The organism is Arthrobacter psychrochitiniphilus, assembly GCF_003185915.1.
GTDB lineage: Bacteria > Actinomycetota > Actinomycetes > Actinomycetales > Micrococcaceae > Specibacter > Specibacter psychrochitiniphilus.
Window position 1 is genome coordinate 47,384 of record NZ_QHLZ01000003.1, and the last position, 16,239, is coordinate 63,622.

General features: G+C 61.5%; 20 protein-coding genes. 12 read left to right on the forward strand and 8 right to left on the reverse strand.

Features of this window, described 5'->3' with window-relative positions; translation table 11 throughout:
* Positions 1–88: 88 nt before the first annotated feature.
* From CVS29_RS05760 to paaI, 3 genes are read right to left on the reverse strand one after another with little or no spacing between them, the layout of a single operon-like run.
* A complete protein-coding gene (locus CVS29_RS05760) occupies positions 89–706 on the reverse strand; it encodes a TetR/AcrR family transcriptional regulator (protein WP_110105401.1) in 618 nt (205 codons plus the stop codon).
* Positions 707–744: 38 nt separating this feature from the next.
* Positions 745–2,070, reverse strand: a complete 1,326-nt coding sequence (gene paaK, locus CVS29_RS05765; RefSeq protein WP_110105402.1) for a phenylacetate--CoA ligase PaaK — start codon at positions 2,068–2,070, stop codon at positions 745–747.
* A gap of 12 nt (positions 2,071–2,082) precedes the next feature.
* The gene (gene paaI, locus CVS29_RS05770) at positions 2,083–2,538 is read right to left on the reverse strand and encodes a hydroxyphenylacetyl-CoA thioesterase PaaI (RefSeq protein WP_110105403.1); all 456 of its coding nucleotides are present in this window, start codon (positions 2,536–2,538) and stop codon (positions 2,083–2,085) included.
* 189 nt (positions 2,539–2,727) lie between these two features.
* On the opposite strand from paaI, the gene paaA reads away from it, so the two are divergent.
* From paaA to CVS29_RS05800, 6 genes are read left to right on the forward strand one after another with little or no spacing between them, the layout of a single operon-like run.
* Entirely contained in the window at positions 2,728–3,690 is a 963-nt protein-coding gene (paaA, locus tag CVS29_RS05775; protein ID WP_373366704.1) for a 1,2-phenylacetyl-CoA epoxidase subunit PaaA, read from the forward strand.
* Positions 3,691–3,692: 2 nt separating this feature from the next.
* Complete coding sequence (gene paaB / locus CVS29_RS05780; RefSeq protein WP_110105405.1) at positions 3,693–3,983, forward strand: 1,2-phenylacetyl-CoA epoxidase subunit PaaB; 291 nt, start codon at positions 3,693–3,695, stop codon at positions 3,981–3,983.
* Positions 3,980–4,918: a 1,2-phenylacetyl-CoA epoxidase subunit PaaC gene (paaC, locus tag CVS29_RS05785; RefSeq protein WP_110105406.1), complete on the forward strand. Its 939-nt coding sequence runs from the start codon at positions 3,980–3,982 to the stop codon at positions 4,916–4,918. Before paaB ends, paaC begins: the two co-directional genes overlap by 4 nt.
* 38 nt (positions 4,919–4,956) lie before the next feature.
* The gene (gene paaD / locus CVS29_RS05790) at positions 4,957–5,487 is read left to right on the forward strand and encodes a 1,2-phenylacetyl-CoA epoxidase subunit PaaD (RefSeq protein ID WP_110105649.1); all 531 of its coding nucleotides are present in this window, start codon (positions 4,957–4,959) and stop codon (positions 5,485–5,487) included.
* Positions 5,487–6,692, forward strand: coding sequence for a 1,2-phenylacetyl-CoA epoxidase subunit PaaE (gene paaE / locus CVS29_RS05795; RefSeq protein ID WP_110105407.1), 1,206 nt, complete (start codon positions 5,487–5,489; stop codon positions 6,690–6,692). The genes paaD and paaE overlap by 1 nt, the downstream gene beginning before the upstream one ends.
* A 25-nt stretch (positions 6,693–6,717) precedes the next feature.
* Positions 6,718–7,500 (forward strand): enoyl-CoA hydratase/isomerase family protein, encoded by a 783-nt coding sequence (locus tag CVS29_RS05800; RefSeq protein WP_110105408.1) that lies wholly within the window; start codon positions 6,718–6,720, stop codon positions 7,498–7,500.
* Here CVS29_RS05800 and CVS29_RS05805 read toward each other — a convergent pair.
* From CVS29_RS05805 to CVS29_RS05815, 3 genes are all read right to left on the reverse strand, one after another.
* Positions 7,487–8,041 (reverse strand): hypothetical protein, encoded by a 555-nt coding sequence (locus tag CVS29_RS05805; protein ID WP_110105409.1) that lies wholly within the window; start codon positions 8,039–8,041, stop codon positions 7,487–7,489. The genes CVS29_RS05800 and CVS29_RS05805 overlap by 14 nt on opposite strands.
* Positions 8,042–8,404: 363 nt before the next feature.
* Positions 8,405–9,010 (reverse strand): recombinase family protein, encoded by a 606-nt coding sequence (locus CVS29_RS05810; protein WP_110105410.1) that lies wholly within the window; start codon positions 9,008–9,010, stop codon positions 8,405–8,407.
* A 674-nt stretch (positions 9,011–9,684) separates the two neighbouring features.
* Positions 9,685–10,008: a hypothetical protein gene (locus CVS29_RS05815; RefSeq protein ID WP_110105411.1), complete on the reverse strand. Its 324-nt coding sequence runs from the start codon at positions 10,006–10,008 to the stop codon at positions 9,685–9,687.
* Positions 10,009–10,313: 305 nt separating this feature from the next.
* Between CVS29_RS05815 and CVS29_RS05820 the strand changes: the two genes are divergently transcribed.
* Together CVS29_RS05820 and CVS29_RS05825 are read left to right on the forward strand one after the other, a co-directional pair.
* Positions 10,314–10,553, forward strand: coding sequence for a type II toxin-antitoxin system Phd/YefM family antitoxin (locus tag CVS29_RS05820; protein ID WP_245932088.1), 240 nt, complete (start codon positions 10,314–10,316; stop codon positions 10,551–10,553).
* A gap of 19 nt (positions 10,554–10,572) precedes the next feature.
* Entirely contained in the window at positions 10,573–10,830 is a 258-nt protein-coding gene (locus CVS29_RS05825) for a type II toxin-antitoxin system RelE family toxin (RefSeq protein ID WP_110105412.1), read from the forward strand.
* A 159-nt stretch (positions 10,831–10,989) separates the two neighbouring features.
* On the opposite strand, the gene CVS29_RS18815 is transcribed toward CVS29_RS05825, so the two are convergent.
* Positions 10,990–11,289, reverse strand: a complete 300-nt coding sequence (locus CVS29_RS18815; protein ID WP_245932089.1) for a beta/alpha barrel domain-containing protein — start codon at positions 11,287–11,289, stop codon at positions 10,990–10,992.
* Between the two features lie 308 nt (positions 11,290–11,597).
* Positions 11,598–12,050, reverse strand: a complete 453-nt coding sequence (locus CVS29_RS05835) for an Lrp/AsnC family transcriptional regulator (RefSeq protein ID WP_110105650.1) — start codon at positions 12,048–12,050, stop codon at positions 11,598–11,600.
* A 258-nt stretch (positions 12,051–12,308) separates the two neighbouring features.
* Here CVS29_RS05835 and CVS29_RS05840 point away from each other — a divergent pair, with 258 nt between their 5' ends.
* Genes CVS29_RS05840 through CVS29_RS05855 form a run of 4 tightly spaced genes read left to right on the forward strand, consistent with a single transcriptional unit; the run spans position 12,309 to position 16,239 of the window.
* The gene (locus tag CVS29_RS05840; protein ID WP_110105414.1) at positions 12,309–13,490 is read left to right on the forward strand and encodes a thiamine pyrophosphate-dependent dehydrogenase E1 component subunit alpha; all 1,182 of its coding nucleotides are present in this window, start codon (positions 12,309–12,311) and stop codon (positions 13,488–13,490) included.
* Positions 13,487–14,557 carry an alpha-ketoacid dehydrogenase subunit beta gene (locus tag CVS29_RS05845; protein WP_110105415.1) on the forward strand — a complete coding sequence of 357 codons (1,071 nt, stop codon included), beginning with the start codon at positions 13,487–13,489 and terminating at the stop codon, positions 14,555–14,557. Before CVS29_RS05840 ends, CVS29_RS05845 begins: the two co-directional genes overlap by 4 nt.
* Positions 14,554–15,930 (forward strand): dihydrolipoamide acetyltransferase family protein, encoded by a 1,377-nt coding sequence (locus tag CVS29_RS05850; protein WP_110105416.1) that lies wholly within the window; start codon positions 14,554–14,556, stop codon positions 15,928–15,930. The genes CVS29_RS05845 and CVS29_RS05850 overlap by 4 nt, the downstream gene beginning before the upstream one ends.
* Before the next feature lie 36 nt (positions 15,931–15,966).
* Positions 15,967–16,239, forward strand: a complete 273-nt coding sequence (locus CVS29_RS05855) for an MBL fold metallo-hydrolase (RefSeq protein WP_110105417.1) — start codon at positions 15,967–15,969, stop codon at positions 16,237–16,239.

Consider the following 16,239-nt stretch of genomic DNA (forward strand, 5'->3'; position numbering starts at 1 on the left):
CTATTCGAACTGTGGAGGAATCGTTCGGGAAAATTACCTCTCATCAGCTATTTCGAACAGGAAGCGGCTGTGCCGGCAGCTGGCCGAATTAGCGGCGCAGGCCCTGAAAGGACATGGCTAGCACGTCGTCGGCTAGCTGTTCGGCAGTGAGTTTCCCGCCTGGCCGGTACCATTCAACGATTGAATTTATGGTTCCGGAAAGCAGTCTGCTGATGGAGGCGGCTTCGATGTCATCCCGAAGTGTTCCGGAGTTCTGGGCGTCTGCAACAAGTGCGGTCATGGCGCGGTCGAAGGTGCGCCGGCGGGCCATCGCATCCCGTTCCATCTCCGTGTTTCCGCGCAGCCGCAACAACAAGGTGACAAAGGGGAGTCGGTCCGCGAGCACCGCGATCATCCCCCGCAGCACAAACTCGAGGCGGGCTTCGGGCGCTCCGGACGTGGCGCCGTCGAGCATCAACATAGCTTCGAGGCCACCCAGCGCCTCCTCCAAAGCCTGGCGCAACAGTTCTTCCTTGGATGGGAAGTGGTGGTAGATCGCGGATTTGGAGATGCCAAGTTGCTCGGCGAGGATCCCCATGGAGGTGGCCTCGTAGCCGTGCTTGTTGAAAACGTCCACGGCAATTCGCAGCACTGACTGCTGGTCATACCCTGGCCTGCCGCGTTTGACGGGAGGTGCGGGTGTACCGGTGGGGGCGGAGTTGGGCATGTTTCCTAGTTTCTCACGGGGGTCGGTAGGTCAGCGGGTCAGGGCTTGGGGCGGTTGTCGTAGATGCGGCGCAGCTTGCCGTTGGAGCGTGCCAGGGAGCCAGGTTCCACCACGTCCACGGTGCAGGAGGAGCCGATGGTGGCCTTGATGTGATGTTGCAACGTGGCAGCGGCACCAGTGCGCTCCTCCGCGCTGGTGTTCTCCCTCGGTTCAATGTGGATGGTCAGCTGGTCGAGGCGCCCGGTGCGGGTCAGTTCCAGCTGGAAGTGCGGGCTCAGCGCCGGGATGCGCAGCGCAATTTCCTCAATTTGTGACGGGAACATGTTCACCCCGCGCAGGATGATCATGTCGTCGCTGCGTCCGGAGATGCGCTCCATCCTGCGCATGGCCGGCCGGGCTGTGCCCGGCATGAGACAGGAGAGGTCCCCGGTGCGGTACCGGATGACGGGCATTGCTTCCTTGGTCAGCGAGGTAAACACCAGCTCACCCTTTTCGCCGTCCGGCAGTGCCGTGGCGTGGTCAAAGGCGTCCACGATCTCCGGGATGAAGTGGTCCTCCCACACGTGGTTGCCGTCCTTCGTCTCCACACATTCACCGGCCACCCCCGGCCCCATGACCTCGGACAGCCCATAAATATCGCACGCGTCCAAGCCCATGCCCGTCTCCAATTCCGTCCGCATCTCTTCCGTCCATGGTTCGGCGCCGCACACGGCAAACTTCAGCGAGGTGGTCCGCGGGTCGATCCCGCCGTGCGCCATGGCATCCATGATGGTCAATAAGTAGGTGGGCGTGCACATGATGGCGTCGGGATCGAAGTCCAGAATCAGTTGCACCTGCTTCTCAGTCTGCCCGCCGGACATGGGAATCACTGTGGTGCCCAGCGCCTCGGCACCGTAGTGCGCGCCTAGGCCTCCCGTAAACAATCCATAGCCGTAGGCGTTGTGGACCTTCATGCCAGGACGGACCCCCGAGGCGCGCATGGACCGGGCCACGAGCGAGGCCCACATGCTGATGTCGTTCTTGGTGTACCCCACCACCGTGGGCCGGCCGGTGGTGCCGGAACTGGCATGAATGCGCACCACCTGGCTTTGCGGCACGGCAAACATGCCAAAGGGATATTCCTGCCGCAGGTCCTCCTTGGTGGTGTACGGAAATTTCGCCAGGTCCGCCAGTTCCTTCACGTCGGAGGGGTGGACGCCGGCGTCGTCGAACTTGCGCTTGTAGAGGGGCACTCGGTCATAGGCCCATGCCACGCTCTGTTGGAGTCGGGTGAGCTGCAACGCCGCTAACTCGTCGCGGCTCATGAGCTCGGCGGGGTCCAGCTGGGCAGGATCGGCCCCTTGTTCATTGCTTGTGCTGGTCATGGGATGGGCCTTTCAGTGCGGGTGTTTCTTGGGGATGGTACGGCTGCGGCCACGGAATTCCGCAACCACGGTGGGGGAATCGGCATCACCGGTGAAGACCTGCACGTCGTACAGCCCACTGCGCCCCTGTTGCTGGCGCAGCGTCGCGACGGCTGTGATGCGCTGGCCCGTGTGTGTTGGTGTCAGGAAATTAATGTCGACGCCGGAGGCAACAGTGACGCTGTCCCCGTCCCCGCCGGGAGGGTTGCAGGCCATGGCAAACGCGGAATCGGCGAAGGCGAAGATCATCCCGCCGTGAGTGGAACCAAAACCGTTCATCATTTCTTCGCGCAGCGTCATGGCGATGACCACATGCCCATCTGCCACCTCGAGCACCTCGATCCCGAGCCACTTGGACGCGCGGTCATTGAGCAGGATCGCATGGGCGGGCCCCGCTTCGGACCCCACGCCTGAATCAACCGCAGTCATGTGTGCTCCCAAAGTTTCCTACCGAATGTTCATTAGGTAATACCCTTGTGCGCGGCCTGTCAATGGAATCACTCCGCGACCTTGGAATGCCCTGCAAAGGCTGCGTAGATTCATTGACTGCCCATGCACTCCACTATATCCTGAACGAACGGTCGGTAATTATAAATGGCCGCCCTGAATGGAGAGACCATGGCAGAGAATCAGCCCGTCGATGACGCCGGGCAAGCCAACTTTGATGCAGTCATCGCCAAGGATTCACGGATTGAGCCGAAGGACTGGATGCCCGCCGACTACCGCCATGCGCTGGTGCGGCAAATGTCCCAGCACGCGCATTCGGAGATCATTGGCATGCAGCCGGAGGCCAACTGGATCACGCGTGCCCCCAGCCTGAAGCGCAAGGCCATCCTCATGGCGAAGGTGCAGGACGAGGCCGGGCACGGGCTGTACCTGTACTCCGCCACGGAAACCCTGGGCACCACCCGGGATGAGATGACGGAGGCTCTCCTGGCCGGCAAGGCCCGGTACTCCTCCATTTTCAACTACCCCACAGTCAGCTGGGCGGACATGGGCGCCATCGGCTGGATGGTGGATGGTGCCGCCATCACGAACCAGGTGCCGTTGTGCCGGGCGTCGTACGGCCCGTATGCCCGGGCCATGGTGCGTATTTGCAAGGAGGAATCCTTCCACCAGCGCCAGGGTTTCGAGATCCTGCTGGAGCTTTCCCACGGCACACCCGGGCAGAAGGCCATGGCGCAGGATGCCGTGAACCGCTGGTACGCGCCGTCGCTGATGATGTTCGGCCCGCCGGACGCCGATTCGCCCAATACCAGCAAATCCATGGCCTGGAACATCAAGAGATTTGGCAATGACGAGCTCCGTTCCCGCTTTGTGGGCATGCTCGCCGAGCAGGTCAAGGTCCTGGAGCTCGAGCTGCCGGACCCTGACATCCGCTTCAACGAGGACACCAAGTCCTGGGACTACGGCCCGCTCGATTGGGCAGAGTTCAAAGAGGTCCTGGCCGGCCGTGGCCCCTGCAATGCCCAGCGTATGGAACGCCGCCGTGCCGCGCACGACGACGGAGCCTGGGTTCGTGAGGCAGCCGCCGCTTACGCTGCCAAACAGTCCGCTTCGAATGACAGGGAGGCCGCGTAGCCATGGGCACTGGAGAAGTATGGCCCCTGTGGGAGGTCTTTGTCCGGTCGAACCGTGGACTGAGCCATGTCCACGCCGGTTCGTTGCACGCCCCCGATTCCGCCATGGCGCTGCGTAATGCCCGCGACCTCTATACCCGGCGCAATGAAGGCGTGTCCATCTGGGTGGTCCCCTCCGACGCCATCGCAGCCTCCGACCCCGATTCAAAGGGCTCATTCTTCGAATCGCCGCAAGGCAAGGACTACCGTCACGCCACCTACTACGTGAAGAGTGAAGGGGTGAAACACCTATGATCCCCACCGGCTCCCATCACTCGCAGGCTCGCGACGGGTCCCTCGCCGGCGTGGGCCCATCCACCGGCTCCCATCACCGGAACCCCACGCCCTACTCTCTCGGCGACAGCTCCGCCTCCGCCACGAGGATCACGCCCGGCAATGCGTTGCGTCCCGAAGACATTGCGCTGGCAGCAGCCGAAGGAACGGCGCATCCGCGCGAAGCCGTGGCCGAATATGCGCTCCGGCTTGGCGACGATGCCCTCATCCTGGCCCAGCGCCTAGGGCATTGGATTTCTCGCGGGCCAGAACTGGAAGAAGACGTAGCGCTGGGCAACATTGCACTGGACCAATTGGGCCATGCCCGCTCCTTCCTCACCTATGCGGGTGCCGCATGGGGCAAGAGCGAAGACGATCTGGCCTATTACCGCCGAGAGCCTGAATTCCGCTCAGCCCATCTCTTTGAACAACCCAACGGCGACTTCGCCGTCACGATTGCCCGCCAATTCATTGCCGCCAGCTACCAGTACCTCTTATATAGGGAGCTGACCCGCTCCAGCGACCCTATGCTGGCGGCCATTGCTGGAAAAGCCGTGAAGGAGGTCGACTACCACTTGGACCACAGCACCCAATGGGTGCTGCGCCTCGCCGGAGGCACGGAGGAATCGAACCGCCGCATGATCGCAGGGCTGGAGCTGATGTGGCCGTTTGTTGGCGAGCTCTTCGAAGACGATCCGCTGATTGCGGAAGTGGGGGACGCCGGCGTCGTGCCTTCCAGTCTGAAGGAAGAATTTGACCGGGCCACTGCTGCTGTCCTGGCGGAGGCCGGGGTAGAGGTTCCCGCACACCCCATGGCCACCGGCGGCGGGCGGCATGGGCGGCACTCGGAACACTTGGGGTACCTGCTGGCGGAAATGCAGGTCCTGGCCCGCGAATACCCCGGGGCAAGCTGGTGAGCGCCGTGGCTGAAACGAAGAGCGCCGCCGGGGAAGCAGTGCGCGCACCCGCCAACGCAGTGGACCAGGCAACGGCGTGGAACATCGCCGCCACCGTGTGCGACCCCGAACTTCCAGTCCTCACCATCGCGGACCTCGGCATCCTGCGCGCCGTGGACGTGGGGGTGGACACCGTACACTCCAACGCAACCGGGGTCCGGGTCACTATCACCCCCACGTATTCCGGCTGCCCTGCCATGGATGTCATCCGTGCCGACGTGCGCAGCGCTTTCGAGAGGGCGGGCGTATCTAATGTGGAGATCGTGACGGTGCTGGCCCCGGCCTGGACCACAGACTGGATGAGCGCCGAAGGCCGGGACAAACTGGAAAAGTTCGGCATCGCCCCGCCCAGCGGAAGCTCCCATGCCGGCGGGCACAGCGGCCCCATCCGGCTGGCCCTGCAGGTGAAATGCCCGCACTGCCAGTCCCTGGACACCCGCGAAATTTCCCGTTTCGGCTCCACCTCCTGCAAGGCGCTCTACAGCTGCCGCGGCTGCGGAGAACCGTTCGACTACTTCAAGGTGATCTGATGAGCATCCCAGCGAACGCCACCGCCCGGCGCAGGGCCTCGTTCCACACACTGACCGTGACCGAGGTGCGGCGGCTGACCGAGGACGCCATCGAGGTCACCTTCACAGTCCCCGCCAAGCTCGCCGGTCATTACGATTATCTGCCCGGCCAGTACGTGGCCCTGCGCCTGAAAATGCGCGACGAGGCCGGTGTGCTCCGGGAATTGCGTCGCAGCTACTCCCTGTGCGCCGTCCCCGTGCAATTCCCGGACGGCAGCTCGGAACTGAAAGTTGCCATCAAGCGCGACATCGGCGGGCAGTTCTCCACCTGGGCCAACGCCGAACTCGCCGCCGGGGAAGTCATTGAGGTCATGAGCCCCCAGGGTGCATTCGTCTCCCGCCACGCCGGGGCAGCCGTCAACGGTGGCGTGAACATCCTGAACAGTATGAACCACCCGGAGGAGCTGGCCCGCCACGCCGGAAACTATGTGGCCATTGCGGCAGGCTCCGGCATCACACCGGTCATGGCGCTGGCAAAGTCGCTGCTTGCCAGCAACAATGAGACCCGGCTGGATCTGGTGTACGCGAACAAGGCCGCCATGGACGTGATGTTCTTGGAGGATCTGGCGGATTTGAAGGACAGGTACCCGGGACGCTTTGCCCTCCATCATGTGCTCTCGCGCGAGCAGCGCATCTCCCCCCTGCTCAGCGGCCGTCTCGATGCGGTGAAGCTGGAAACGCTGCTGGACACGGCCATCCACGCGGACGGTGTTGATGAGTGGTTCCTGTGCGGCCCCTTCGATTTGGTACAGCTCTGCCGTGACGTGCTGGCGGCACGGGGCGTCCCACGGGACGCCATCCGTTTCGAGTTGTTCACCACCGGAAGCCCGGACCGTCCCGCCGGACAGCATGGGCGCCCGGTCCTGATTGACTCCTCCGAGGAAACGTGGAAGCTCACGTTCACCTTGGACGGCCTGCGTGCCGAGCTGCGCAGCCCCGTCCATGCCCGCGAATCCCTCCTCAATGCCGCATTGCGCGTGCGCCCGGATGTGCCGTTTGCCTGTGCCGGGGGAGTGTGCGGCACCTGCCGAGCCAAGCTGGTGTCCGGCGACGTGACGATGGATGAAAACTACGCCCTAGAACCCGACGAGCTGGAAGCCGGCTACATTCTCACCTGCCAATCCCACCCAACCACGCCGGAGGTCACAGTTGACTACGACGGCTGATCCCCAACCAACCTCAGGAGGGCCTGTGATTGAGCTGTCCATCGCCAATTCCGTGGCCGAGATTGTGCTGAACGCCCCGGAAAAGCTGAATTCCCTGAATGAGGCGGCCTTGGGGGAGCTGTCCGCCGCGTACGACGACGCTGCTGCCGCCGCCTCCGCGGGCACCGTTCGGGCGCTGCTCATCAGAGGTGAGGGACGGGCGTTTTGTGCCGGCCGCGACATTGCCGGGGTGGACGGGGCGAACGATGATGCCCGCGGCTACCTTGAGGGACTACTACTGCCGTTGCTGCGCAAGATGGCTGCATTTCCGGCACCCACCTTTGCCGCAGCTCAGGGCGCGTGCCTCGGTGTGGGACTGGGCCTGTTGATAGCCACGGACGTGGTCTACGTGGCAGAGAATGCCAAGTTTGGTTCGCCGTTTGGCAACCTGGGCGCCACGCTGGATTCGGGAGGGCACTGGCTGTTCACCGAAACGCTCGGCGCACACCGCACTCTCGACCTCATTTACACCTCGGAGCTCATGAGTGGGGCCGAGGCAGTGGCCTCCGGTTTGTTCAGCCGAGCCATGCCGGTGGAGGGGCTGCTGGACTTCACCCGGGCGGCAGCAGTGAAAACCGCAACCGGCCCCACCCAGGCCTTCAACGCCAGCAAAACCCTTGTTGCGCGGATCCGGCAGGAACGGCTGGGACTGTGGGACGCCGTCGGACGTGAAAACGAGGCGCAGGTGGCCCTGTCAGCTACAACAGACTATGCGGAAGGGTTCGCCGCATTCACGGCCAAACGGAAGCCCGGCTTTACGGGGCAGTAACCGCGGCAGCCTTACGGCGGCCGGTGAAGAACGCCCAGGCGATGGTCAGGGCGCCGAGGACGGCCAGGACGAGCGCCTCGCCGGGGAAGTCGAGCACGCGCAGTACGATGGCGGCGGCCAGATAGGGCAGTGCCGCCCAGCTGAGTGGCGCGAACTTGAGCCGGACGCCCCACGCCAGGAACATGAGCGCGAAGTACAGGCTTAGTTCAAAGCGGACCGAGAATTCCACGAAGAAGAACACCACACCCACAATGGCAAGGGCCCCGGCAGCCGCCGTGGTTTGGCGGCGCGCCTCCGTCTTGGGCGTGAACTTGAGCGAGAGCCAGAGCAGTACGGCGCAGATGGCCGGGATCATCGGGGTCAGGAAGAACACGGGCGCGCTGATGGTGGCGGGGTCACCGGAACCGAGCAGGAGCAGCAAAGCCGAAAGCAGTGCGCCGAGTCCGGCCACCATGAAGACCCGCCCGTTTACCAGCGGTGCCTCCTGAGCGGCGATGGCGGACTGGTCGGGAAGAGGTGCGGCTGCGGGGGAAGACGTCATGGTTCAATCGTCGCAGGTAAAAGCCGAGGCTGAGTTCAGCCGGGCACGGCCCTAAAAGCGGTCCCTTCTAGGAGACGGCGACCTTCACCACTTCTGTGACTTTTTCTCAACTGCCGGGCTCCACGTTTTCAGTGCCTAGGACACAGGCTAGATCTCCCCGCCATCGAGGCGTGCCGCGTCCTCGAACTCGGCGGTCGGGTAGCGGGTGTTAAACTGCCCGAATTCTTGACGCAGAAAATGACCTTGCCGTTGCTGTTCGCATAGGCTGGCATGCCGTACTAGGTCTTCGGCAGCAGCCCCGGAGCATTTTCAGACACGATCAGGCGAACGCGTTCTGCGAGCACACGGTCGTCGGTGCTGAAGCTAGTGAATTTCTCGTTCATGTATGGCTGCCCTTGTGCGACCGCGTTCAATGGCCCGGTAGACAGTGGAGCGACCGATGGAGAACAGCTCGGCTATTTCGCCCATGGTGTGTTCACCGGCAGCGTGCAGTTCTAGGAGGTGTAATTCTTGTTTGATGGAGAGCTTTGGTTGTTTCCCGCGGAGGCGGCCCTTGGCCTTGGCGATTTTCATTCCTTCGCGAGTACGCATGCTGATCAGGTCGGCTTCGAACTCAGAGATCATGGCCAACACGTTGAAAAGTAGTTTGCCCATTGGATCGGTAGGGTCGTGGACAGAGCCACCGATGTTGAGTTTGATTTCACGGCTGGCGAGGTCGTCGGCTATTTCGTGGGCGTCGCGGACGGAACGGGCAAGGCGGTCTAGCTTGGTCACGACGAAGGTATCCCCGCCGCGACATGCTGCCAAGGCTTCGCGGAGCCCGGCGCGGTTCTTGTTCCTGCCGGTAAAGCCGCGATCAACGTAGATTCGTTCACTGCCAACACCAAGGGCAGCAAGTGCATCACGCTGCGCGGTGAGGTCTTGTTCTTCCGTGGACACGCGTGCGTAACCGATCAGTAGTTTAGACATACGACTTAGTGTGCCATATAGCACCCCTTCACCGGTCGGGTGGTCGGACGGGTGTTACGGGACGTTGTCGGGGTGAATTTCACAATGATGCAGGTCAGGGGCCTGTGCGCCCGGTGGAGGACCGGCTTGTGGGACGGTTGGCCGACATCCTTTGACAGACAGTCTTTGCGGGGACCCAAGCTGTTGTGACGTTAAGGAAGCCATGTTCCGGATTCCTCAACTGGTGGTGTTATATGCTCGAAGAGCGATTCGTTCATTAACGCCACCGAGCAGGTGGTACTGGAAAGCTGGGGGTTCAAATGTATGGTTTTGGTGTCATGGGCGGCCTTTTTATCGGCCTCTACTCATTGGTTCTCGTCGTTATCGCAGTACTTGTCATCTGGGTCTTGATCCTGGCCGTTACTTTTCTGCGACTCCGGATTGCGGAGATTAGGGGCACCACGGGGTCTGCAAGCCGAAGCGAATAGTCTCAGTATCGCCATGCCGGCTTCGGTGGCGCTTGAACCCAGATGGATATCTGTCATCCGTACAAGGTTCCCTTGCGGGTGAGCATCGTCTATTCCAGACTGCCCAGACAGTGCTCGGATCCCACATCGATTCTCCTCAGCACCTAGTCCAGCGAAGAATTCAGACGGTGCACATTCCACAAGATTCCTGCACCCTGTATGTATAGCTCAGTGCCTTAATGATGGCTCGCATAAGGGCTCAACCAGTGCCTGACGAGAACGCTGACGAGACTTCACCAAGATGACCACGAACACTGCGGCCAAGACATCAGCGACCAGCACCATGAGCAAGGAAGCATGCGACGCCATCCACATAAGATCCGCATTAGGAAGCATCTGGGATGGATCGAAACCATTAGTCGTCTCCATCCGATTAATAGCCGCACCATCCGCGATCTGCCAGAGAGCGAAAAACAGCGAGACCGCGATATTAAGGCCCAGCAGCGTCAGACCACTGAGAATTCCTAGAGCCTTCTTGGTACCTTTTGACATTTGCATTCCTTCTCAGAACCGTTCGAATGCCGCCTAGGAGCCACGTGCGGTCACATCTGAGTCCATGCCCCAGTATTCCTTGTTTGGAGCCTGCAAGAGTGCAGCGAAATGAGCCAGATGGACCTGTCTGTGGTCTGATGCTTATTTCCCTTTGACTCCGGGGCGTTTCCTCTGCTCGATTGCGCTTCGCAGCCGAGGCTGAGCCTCTATGGGTAGATGCATCACTGTGCTCGATATCGTCTCGCTCCGGGTTCCTTCAGTGGGTATCCCGATCAGCGTGATTTTTCTTTCAAGGAACTCATTTGATGTACATTTTGACTATATCCACAGTCAGCGTCGCAGACGCACGCAACCACTTTTCAGACGTCATTGATCGCTCGAAGACCGAAGCGGTGTTTATCGAGCGTCGCGGTCACCGCGCCGCAGTGGTTGTCAGTCCTGAGCGCTACGAGCAGATGCTTGAAGCTCTGGAAGAAGCCGAAGATATCGCCGCGTTCGACGAGGCGATGGCCGAGGAGGCCCCAATATCCCTTGGGCTCAGGTGAAAGCCGATCTGGGCTGGGTATGACCTACCAAGTCGAGTTGCGTCCGGCCGAAGTTCGCGCGTTGAAGCAAATTGATCATCAGGATCGCGACCGCATTCGCGGAGCGATCGCGCTCCTCGGTGAGGATCCACGGCCACCAAGCGCCAAAGCCCTCCAAGGACGTCCCGGTCTGGGAGTTCGCATTGGGGACTACCGGATCGTCTACTTGGTTAACGACAACCTCCTCGTTGTCGCAGTCATCACACTCGGGCATCGCTGTAACGTCTACGAACGCTGACGGCCCGCCGACGAATCCGCTTTTGGTAACCTCCTGTGTGCCTTAGACGTTCCCCATAGGGACAGTGCTCCGAGGGGGTCCTGAAAGTTCGGACGGCGTCTTGACTGCGAAAACCCACCCCCACGGCTGGGTGGGAATACCCGCGCACCGTGCCGCTGTTCATGAGTACAGTGGCGGCATCAGCCATGGCGGTCGGGGTGACCCGTTGCATCCACGGGTCGTAAGAAATACGGGCCACACCCAGTCCCCGCCCAATCCCGGCCGCGAGTGCCTTCGCCATGGTTTTGTCCAGACCAAGATGCGCTTGGCCCCCACCTCAAGCCAGGCGCGGCCACGTTCGACGGCGGCCTCCAGCAATTCGCGCGGTTCCCGGTCCGCGCCGCGAAGGTAAGCGTCGGCGCTGGCGTTGAAGACAAAGTCGATGCCCTCCGTGTCGCCGGCGTCATCCGCTGCTTTCATGCGCGCAACCGACTGGTTTAGCGGCAGCAGGTGGTTCCCGATGGTGCCCCGACGCAGATAGCATTGCGGATGTGCTCGCCGTCCTCGTAACCGTAGACTGCTGCAATCGAGTGGCTGGCGTTGCCAGCACCATGGTGCTGGCAAGTTCGGCAATGACCGTGGCGTTGACCGCATCCCACACATTGGCCAATTGCAGGATGCTCGAGACATGGCGGAGACGGAGAAACTCGGTGGTTTCCATGTCATCAGCGTAGCTTCGGCGCGCCGGTTCCAACAGGCCTGACCCTCCAGCGGAGCGGAAATTTAGCTCACCGTGTGTCCAAGTCCTCAAAAATCAGGAAGGTCTGAGTGTCCAGCACGCTTGCCATCGATTGCAACCGGTTAAAAATTACCCGCCGTAGTCCCTGATTGTCCTCGGCCCGGACCAACAGGATCACGTCAAAATCGCCACCCACCAGCGCAATGTGTTCCACCTCTGGAATGGCTCGCAGTTCCTCACGCAATTCACGCCAGGAGTGCTGGCTGACCTTCAATGTCACATACGCAGAGGATTTCAACCCCGCCTTCACCGGGTCCACCACGGCCGTGAATTTTCTGAGCACCCCTGTAGAAGTTAGTCGGGAAATTCGGGCGTAGGCATGGGCGCGGGAGATGTGCACGTTCTGAGCCACTGCGCTCACAGACATCCTTCCATCAAGGGTTAGCTCGGCCATGATCCGCCGGTCCACCTCATCCAGCGGGACGGGGGTGTGCTCTGCCATGACTCTCCCAAGGGTGCCGGTGACGTTCTGCGACGAGACAACTTGGATGGGCACCGCGCCTCACCACTAGTTGTGTCTTCCAGACTATGGAGATGGTGAGAAAAATTCCAGAGTTTTCCCGATTCCTGGATACAAAGCGGTGAAAAATCCATACTTAGCAGAACGGAACATCTTTAGAGCTACATACCGCTGGATGAGGCTGTGAGGCAGTGCCCAACGTGGCACGCCCGCCATTGCTTGGAAGAAAGTGGGCGTTCAATGACGAACCATCCGGAATTTCTAGAGCACCCGGGAAACGCGGCACTGCTCGCCGGACACCAGGGCGAATATCTGCTGCCATCCGCCACCGCAGTGCAGTTCATCTCCGCTGAAGGCACCGCAATCACCACTGATAAATACAAGGAATGCTACGTATTTCCGGCTCCTGAAATCCTGCTGGAAGGGTACGGGGAATTGGTGCTGGGCCGGCGGATCAATGAGCAAGCCAGCGCGTTGGTTCGGCAGGGGCGGATGGCAGTGTATCCGTCGTCGTACGGGCAAGAAGCGTGCCAGGTGGCGGCATTTATGACACTGCACCGCAGTGACTGGCTGTTCGCAACGTATAGGGACACGGTGGCCGTGATGGGACGCGGCGTAAAACCCATGGAGGCCTTCGAATCGCTGCGCGGGGACTGGCATAGCGGATTCGACCCGCACCAATACAACGCTGCACTGCCCACCACCCCGCTGGCAACGCAGTTATTGCATGCCGTCGGGGTTGCGCACGCGGCCAAACTGCGTGGTGAGGACACCGTGGTGCTGGCCCTGTGCGGAGACGGTGCCACGAGTGAGGGCGATTTTCATGAGGCCCTGAACTTCGCGGCTGTCTTCCACATACCCGTCGTGTTTCTCGTGCAAAACAACCAGTACGCCATTTCCGTTCCGCTCATTCACCAATCGGTGGCGCCCTCGCTGGCCCACAAGGCGATTGGCTACGGCATGCCGGGGGAGCGTGTGGATGGAAATGATCTGGCCGCACTGCTCGCTGTCTTGGGCAGCGCCGTTGAACGGGCCCGCAATGGCGGCGGGCCGGCGCTCGTGGAGGCGCACACCTACCGGATGGAATCGCACACAAATGCCGATGACGCCACCCGTTACCGCAGTGCCGAGGAGGTGGCTCAGTGGGTGCCCAAGGATCCGCTGGTGCGGCTGAAAAAGTACCTGGTCCACGCCGGAGTGTTGGGTTCCGCCGACGCCGAACGTTTCGCCGTGGCCGCTGAAGCTCTCGCGAAGACGCTCCGTGACGGACTCAATGAACGCACCGAGGCGGACCCGCAGGACATGTTCCGCTTCGTCTACAGCGAGCCGACCCCGCAGCTTCGCGAGCAAAGCAGGATGCTCGCAGCGGAACTGGCCGCCGCCGGTGTGGCTCAGACCTCAGTAGATGGAGACTTGCCATGACTGCCGCACCAGTTCTGAATCCGCTGGAACTGACGGGGATCCAGGAACTCACGTTTGCCAAGGCGCTCACCCTGGCCCTGCACGATGCCATGGCGGCGGATCCCGCCGTCGTCGTTTTCGGCGAAGATGTGGGCACGCTTGGCGGAGTGTTCCGTGTGACAGAAGGGCTAACCGCCACATTTGGTTCGGAGCGCTGCTTTGACACTCCATTGGCCGAATCAGGGATTGTCGGTATGGCCACGGGGATGGCGATCAACGGCATACGCCCCGTTGTAGAGATGCAATTCGATGCCTTCGCCTACCCCGCGTTCGAGCAAATCGTCAGCCACGTCGCCAAGATGGGAAACCGCACGCGCGGACACGTCCGCCTGCCTTTGGTCATCCGTATCCCCTACGGTGGTGGCATTGGCGGGGTGGAGCACCACTGCGATTCCTCCGAAGGCTACTACGCTCACACTCCGGGGCTGACAGTGCTGACGCCGTCGAACGTGCAAGACGCCTACGTCCTGTTGAGCGATGCCATCGCCAGCCCGGACCCCGTGGTGTTCATGGAACCGAAGAAGCTGTACTTTTCCAAGGCCACGGTTGACCTGGACGCCCTGCGCGCCCGGTATGCCTCCTCGGGAGAGCGTGGAGGGGCCCGTACCGTGCCGTCCAGCATCGGGCAGGCGGCGATTGTCCGGGAGGGTTCCGATGCAACGCTTATTGCCTACGGTCCGTCCGTGGCTCCGGCGCTCGCCGCCGCCGCCACTGCGGCTGAAGAAGGCAGATCGCTGCAGGTGGTGGATGTGCGCTCCCTTGTCCCGTTCGACGACGAAACCATCAGTGCCGCCGTCAGATCCACCGGGCGCGTGGTGGTCATTGCAGAGGCTTCCGGTTTTGCCTCGATGGCTTCTGAAATTGCCGCCCGCGTTCAGGAACGCTGTTTCCATTCGCTCGCGGCGCCCGTACTGCGTGTGACAGGTTTCGATGTGCCATACCCGGCACCAAAATTGGAAAAATACTACCTTCCGGGGGTCGATAGGATCTTGGATGCCGTGGACCGGCTGCAATGGGGGCAATCATGACTGAACAGGTGTTCCTGCTGCCGGATCTGGGTGAGGGGCTTGTTGAAGCGGAGCTGGTGTCCTGGCTGGTGGCCGTGGGTGACCTGGTCCATGTTGACCAGCCCATCGTTGAGGTGGAAACCGCCAAATCTGTGGTGGAGGTCCCCTCGCCATATGAGGGGACTGTGGCAAAGCTGCACGGAGCCGAGGGCGATACAGTAGCGGTTGGCACACCGCTGATCACGATCCTTGCCGGGGCTGATTTTTCCATGCCGGGCAATTCTGCGCTTGAAACTGAGCCAGCACCACAAAGTCCAGCACAGCAAAGTCCAGCACAGCAAAGTCCAGCAGCGGCTGGCTCCGGGAATGTTCTCATCGGCTACGGAACCACGGGATTGGATGGCACAGGCCGCAGCAGGCCCCCTTTACGCCAGAACCCCCTGGTAATTTCGCCAATAGTGCGGAAAATAGCGCAAGATCACGGGATCGCGCTCGCCGGCCTCCACGGTTCAGGTGCTGACGGGCTGATCTTGAAATCAGATGTTGAGGCAGCCATGCTGACGGCCGCAAACGAGCCGCCCGCAAACGAGCCGGCCGCAACACATGTACTCACCGAAACGGCACCTTTGCTCCCACAGCGCGAAGGTCAGGGCAACGAACAGGGGGCCTTCGGAGCGGTTGATCAGCGCACTGGACTGCCAGTTCTTGCACGCACCCCGCTGACAGGTTTCAAGAAGGCGGCGGCTGCGGCACTGGTACGCAGCCGCCGTGAGATTCCCGACGCCACTGTGTGGGTGGAAGTGGATGCAACAGCGCTGATGGAATTGCGCAGCGGGCTCAAGGAACAAGGAGAGGCGCCGGGGGTGTTGGCGTTTTTGACTCGCTTTGCGGTGGCCGGATTGTTTAAGTTCCCTGCATTGAACATGCAACTGGACTCCAGTACCGGTCAGGATGAGCTGGTTGAATTCGGTGGCATTAATGTGGGTTTTGCCACCCAGACCGAGCGGGGGCTCATGGTGCCGGTGCTCCGCAATGCCCAGGGGCGCAGCGCCCGGGAGCTGGAGCTCGCCATTCGTGCGCTCACCGAGAGGACGCTCGGTGGCCATGCTGGGCCGGAGGAACTGGGGGTGGGAACATTTACGATCAACAATTACGGTGTGCTGGGTGTGGACGGCTCAGCCGCCATCATCAATTATCCGGAGGCGGCCATGCTGGGGTTGGGACGCATCATGGATAGACCCTGGGTGGTGGACGGGCAGCTGTGCGTGCGGAAAGTGACCCAGCTGACCTTGGCGTTCGATCACCGCGTCTGCGATGGAGAAGTTGCCGCCGGGTTCCTACGCTTCATAGCCGACGCCATGGAGCATCCTGCGAAGATGCTGGCCGAGCTCTAAGGCTCACTCCTCATCCTTCTAGGCTGGAAGCACTGGATGGGAGAATTTATGGTGCACAACGGCGTGACCTGGCAGGCGCTGGGCGCACACTCCTTCATGCTGCGTAGCTCAACGGTCCGGGCGCTGGTCAACACGCACGCCCACTGGGACCATTTCTTTGGCAACGCCATTTTTAAGAACGACGGCGTCACCGACTTTTGGGCGCACGCCACCACTGCGCGGGTTATGGCTGAGACGGGTGAATGGCAGCGGCTGGAAGTTGCCAGCCTCGAACCGGTCATGGCTGCCGGTGCCGGTGACTTGAGGTAG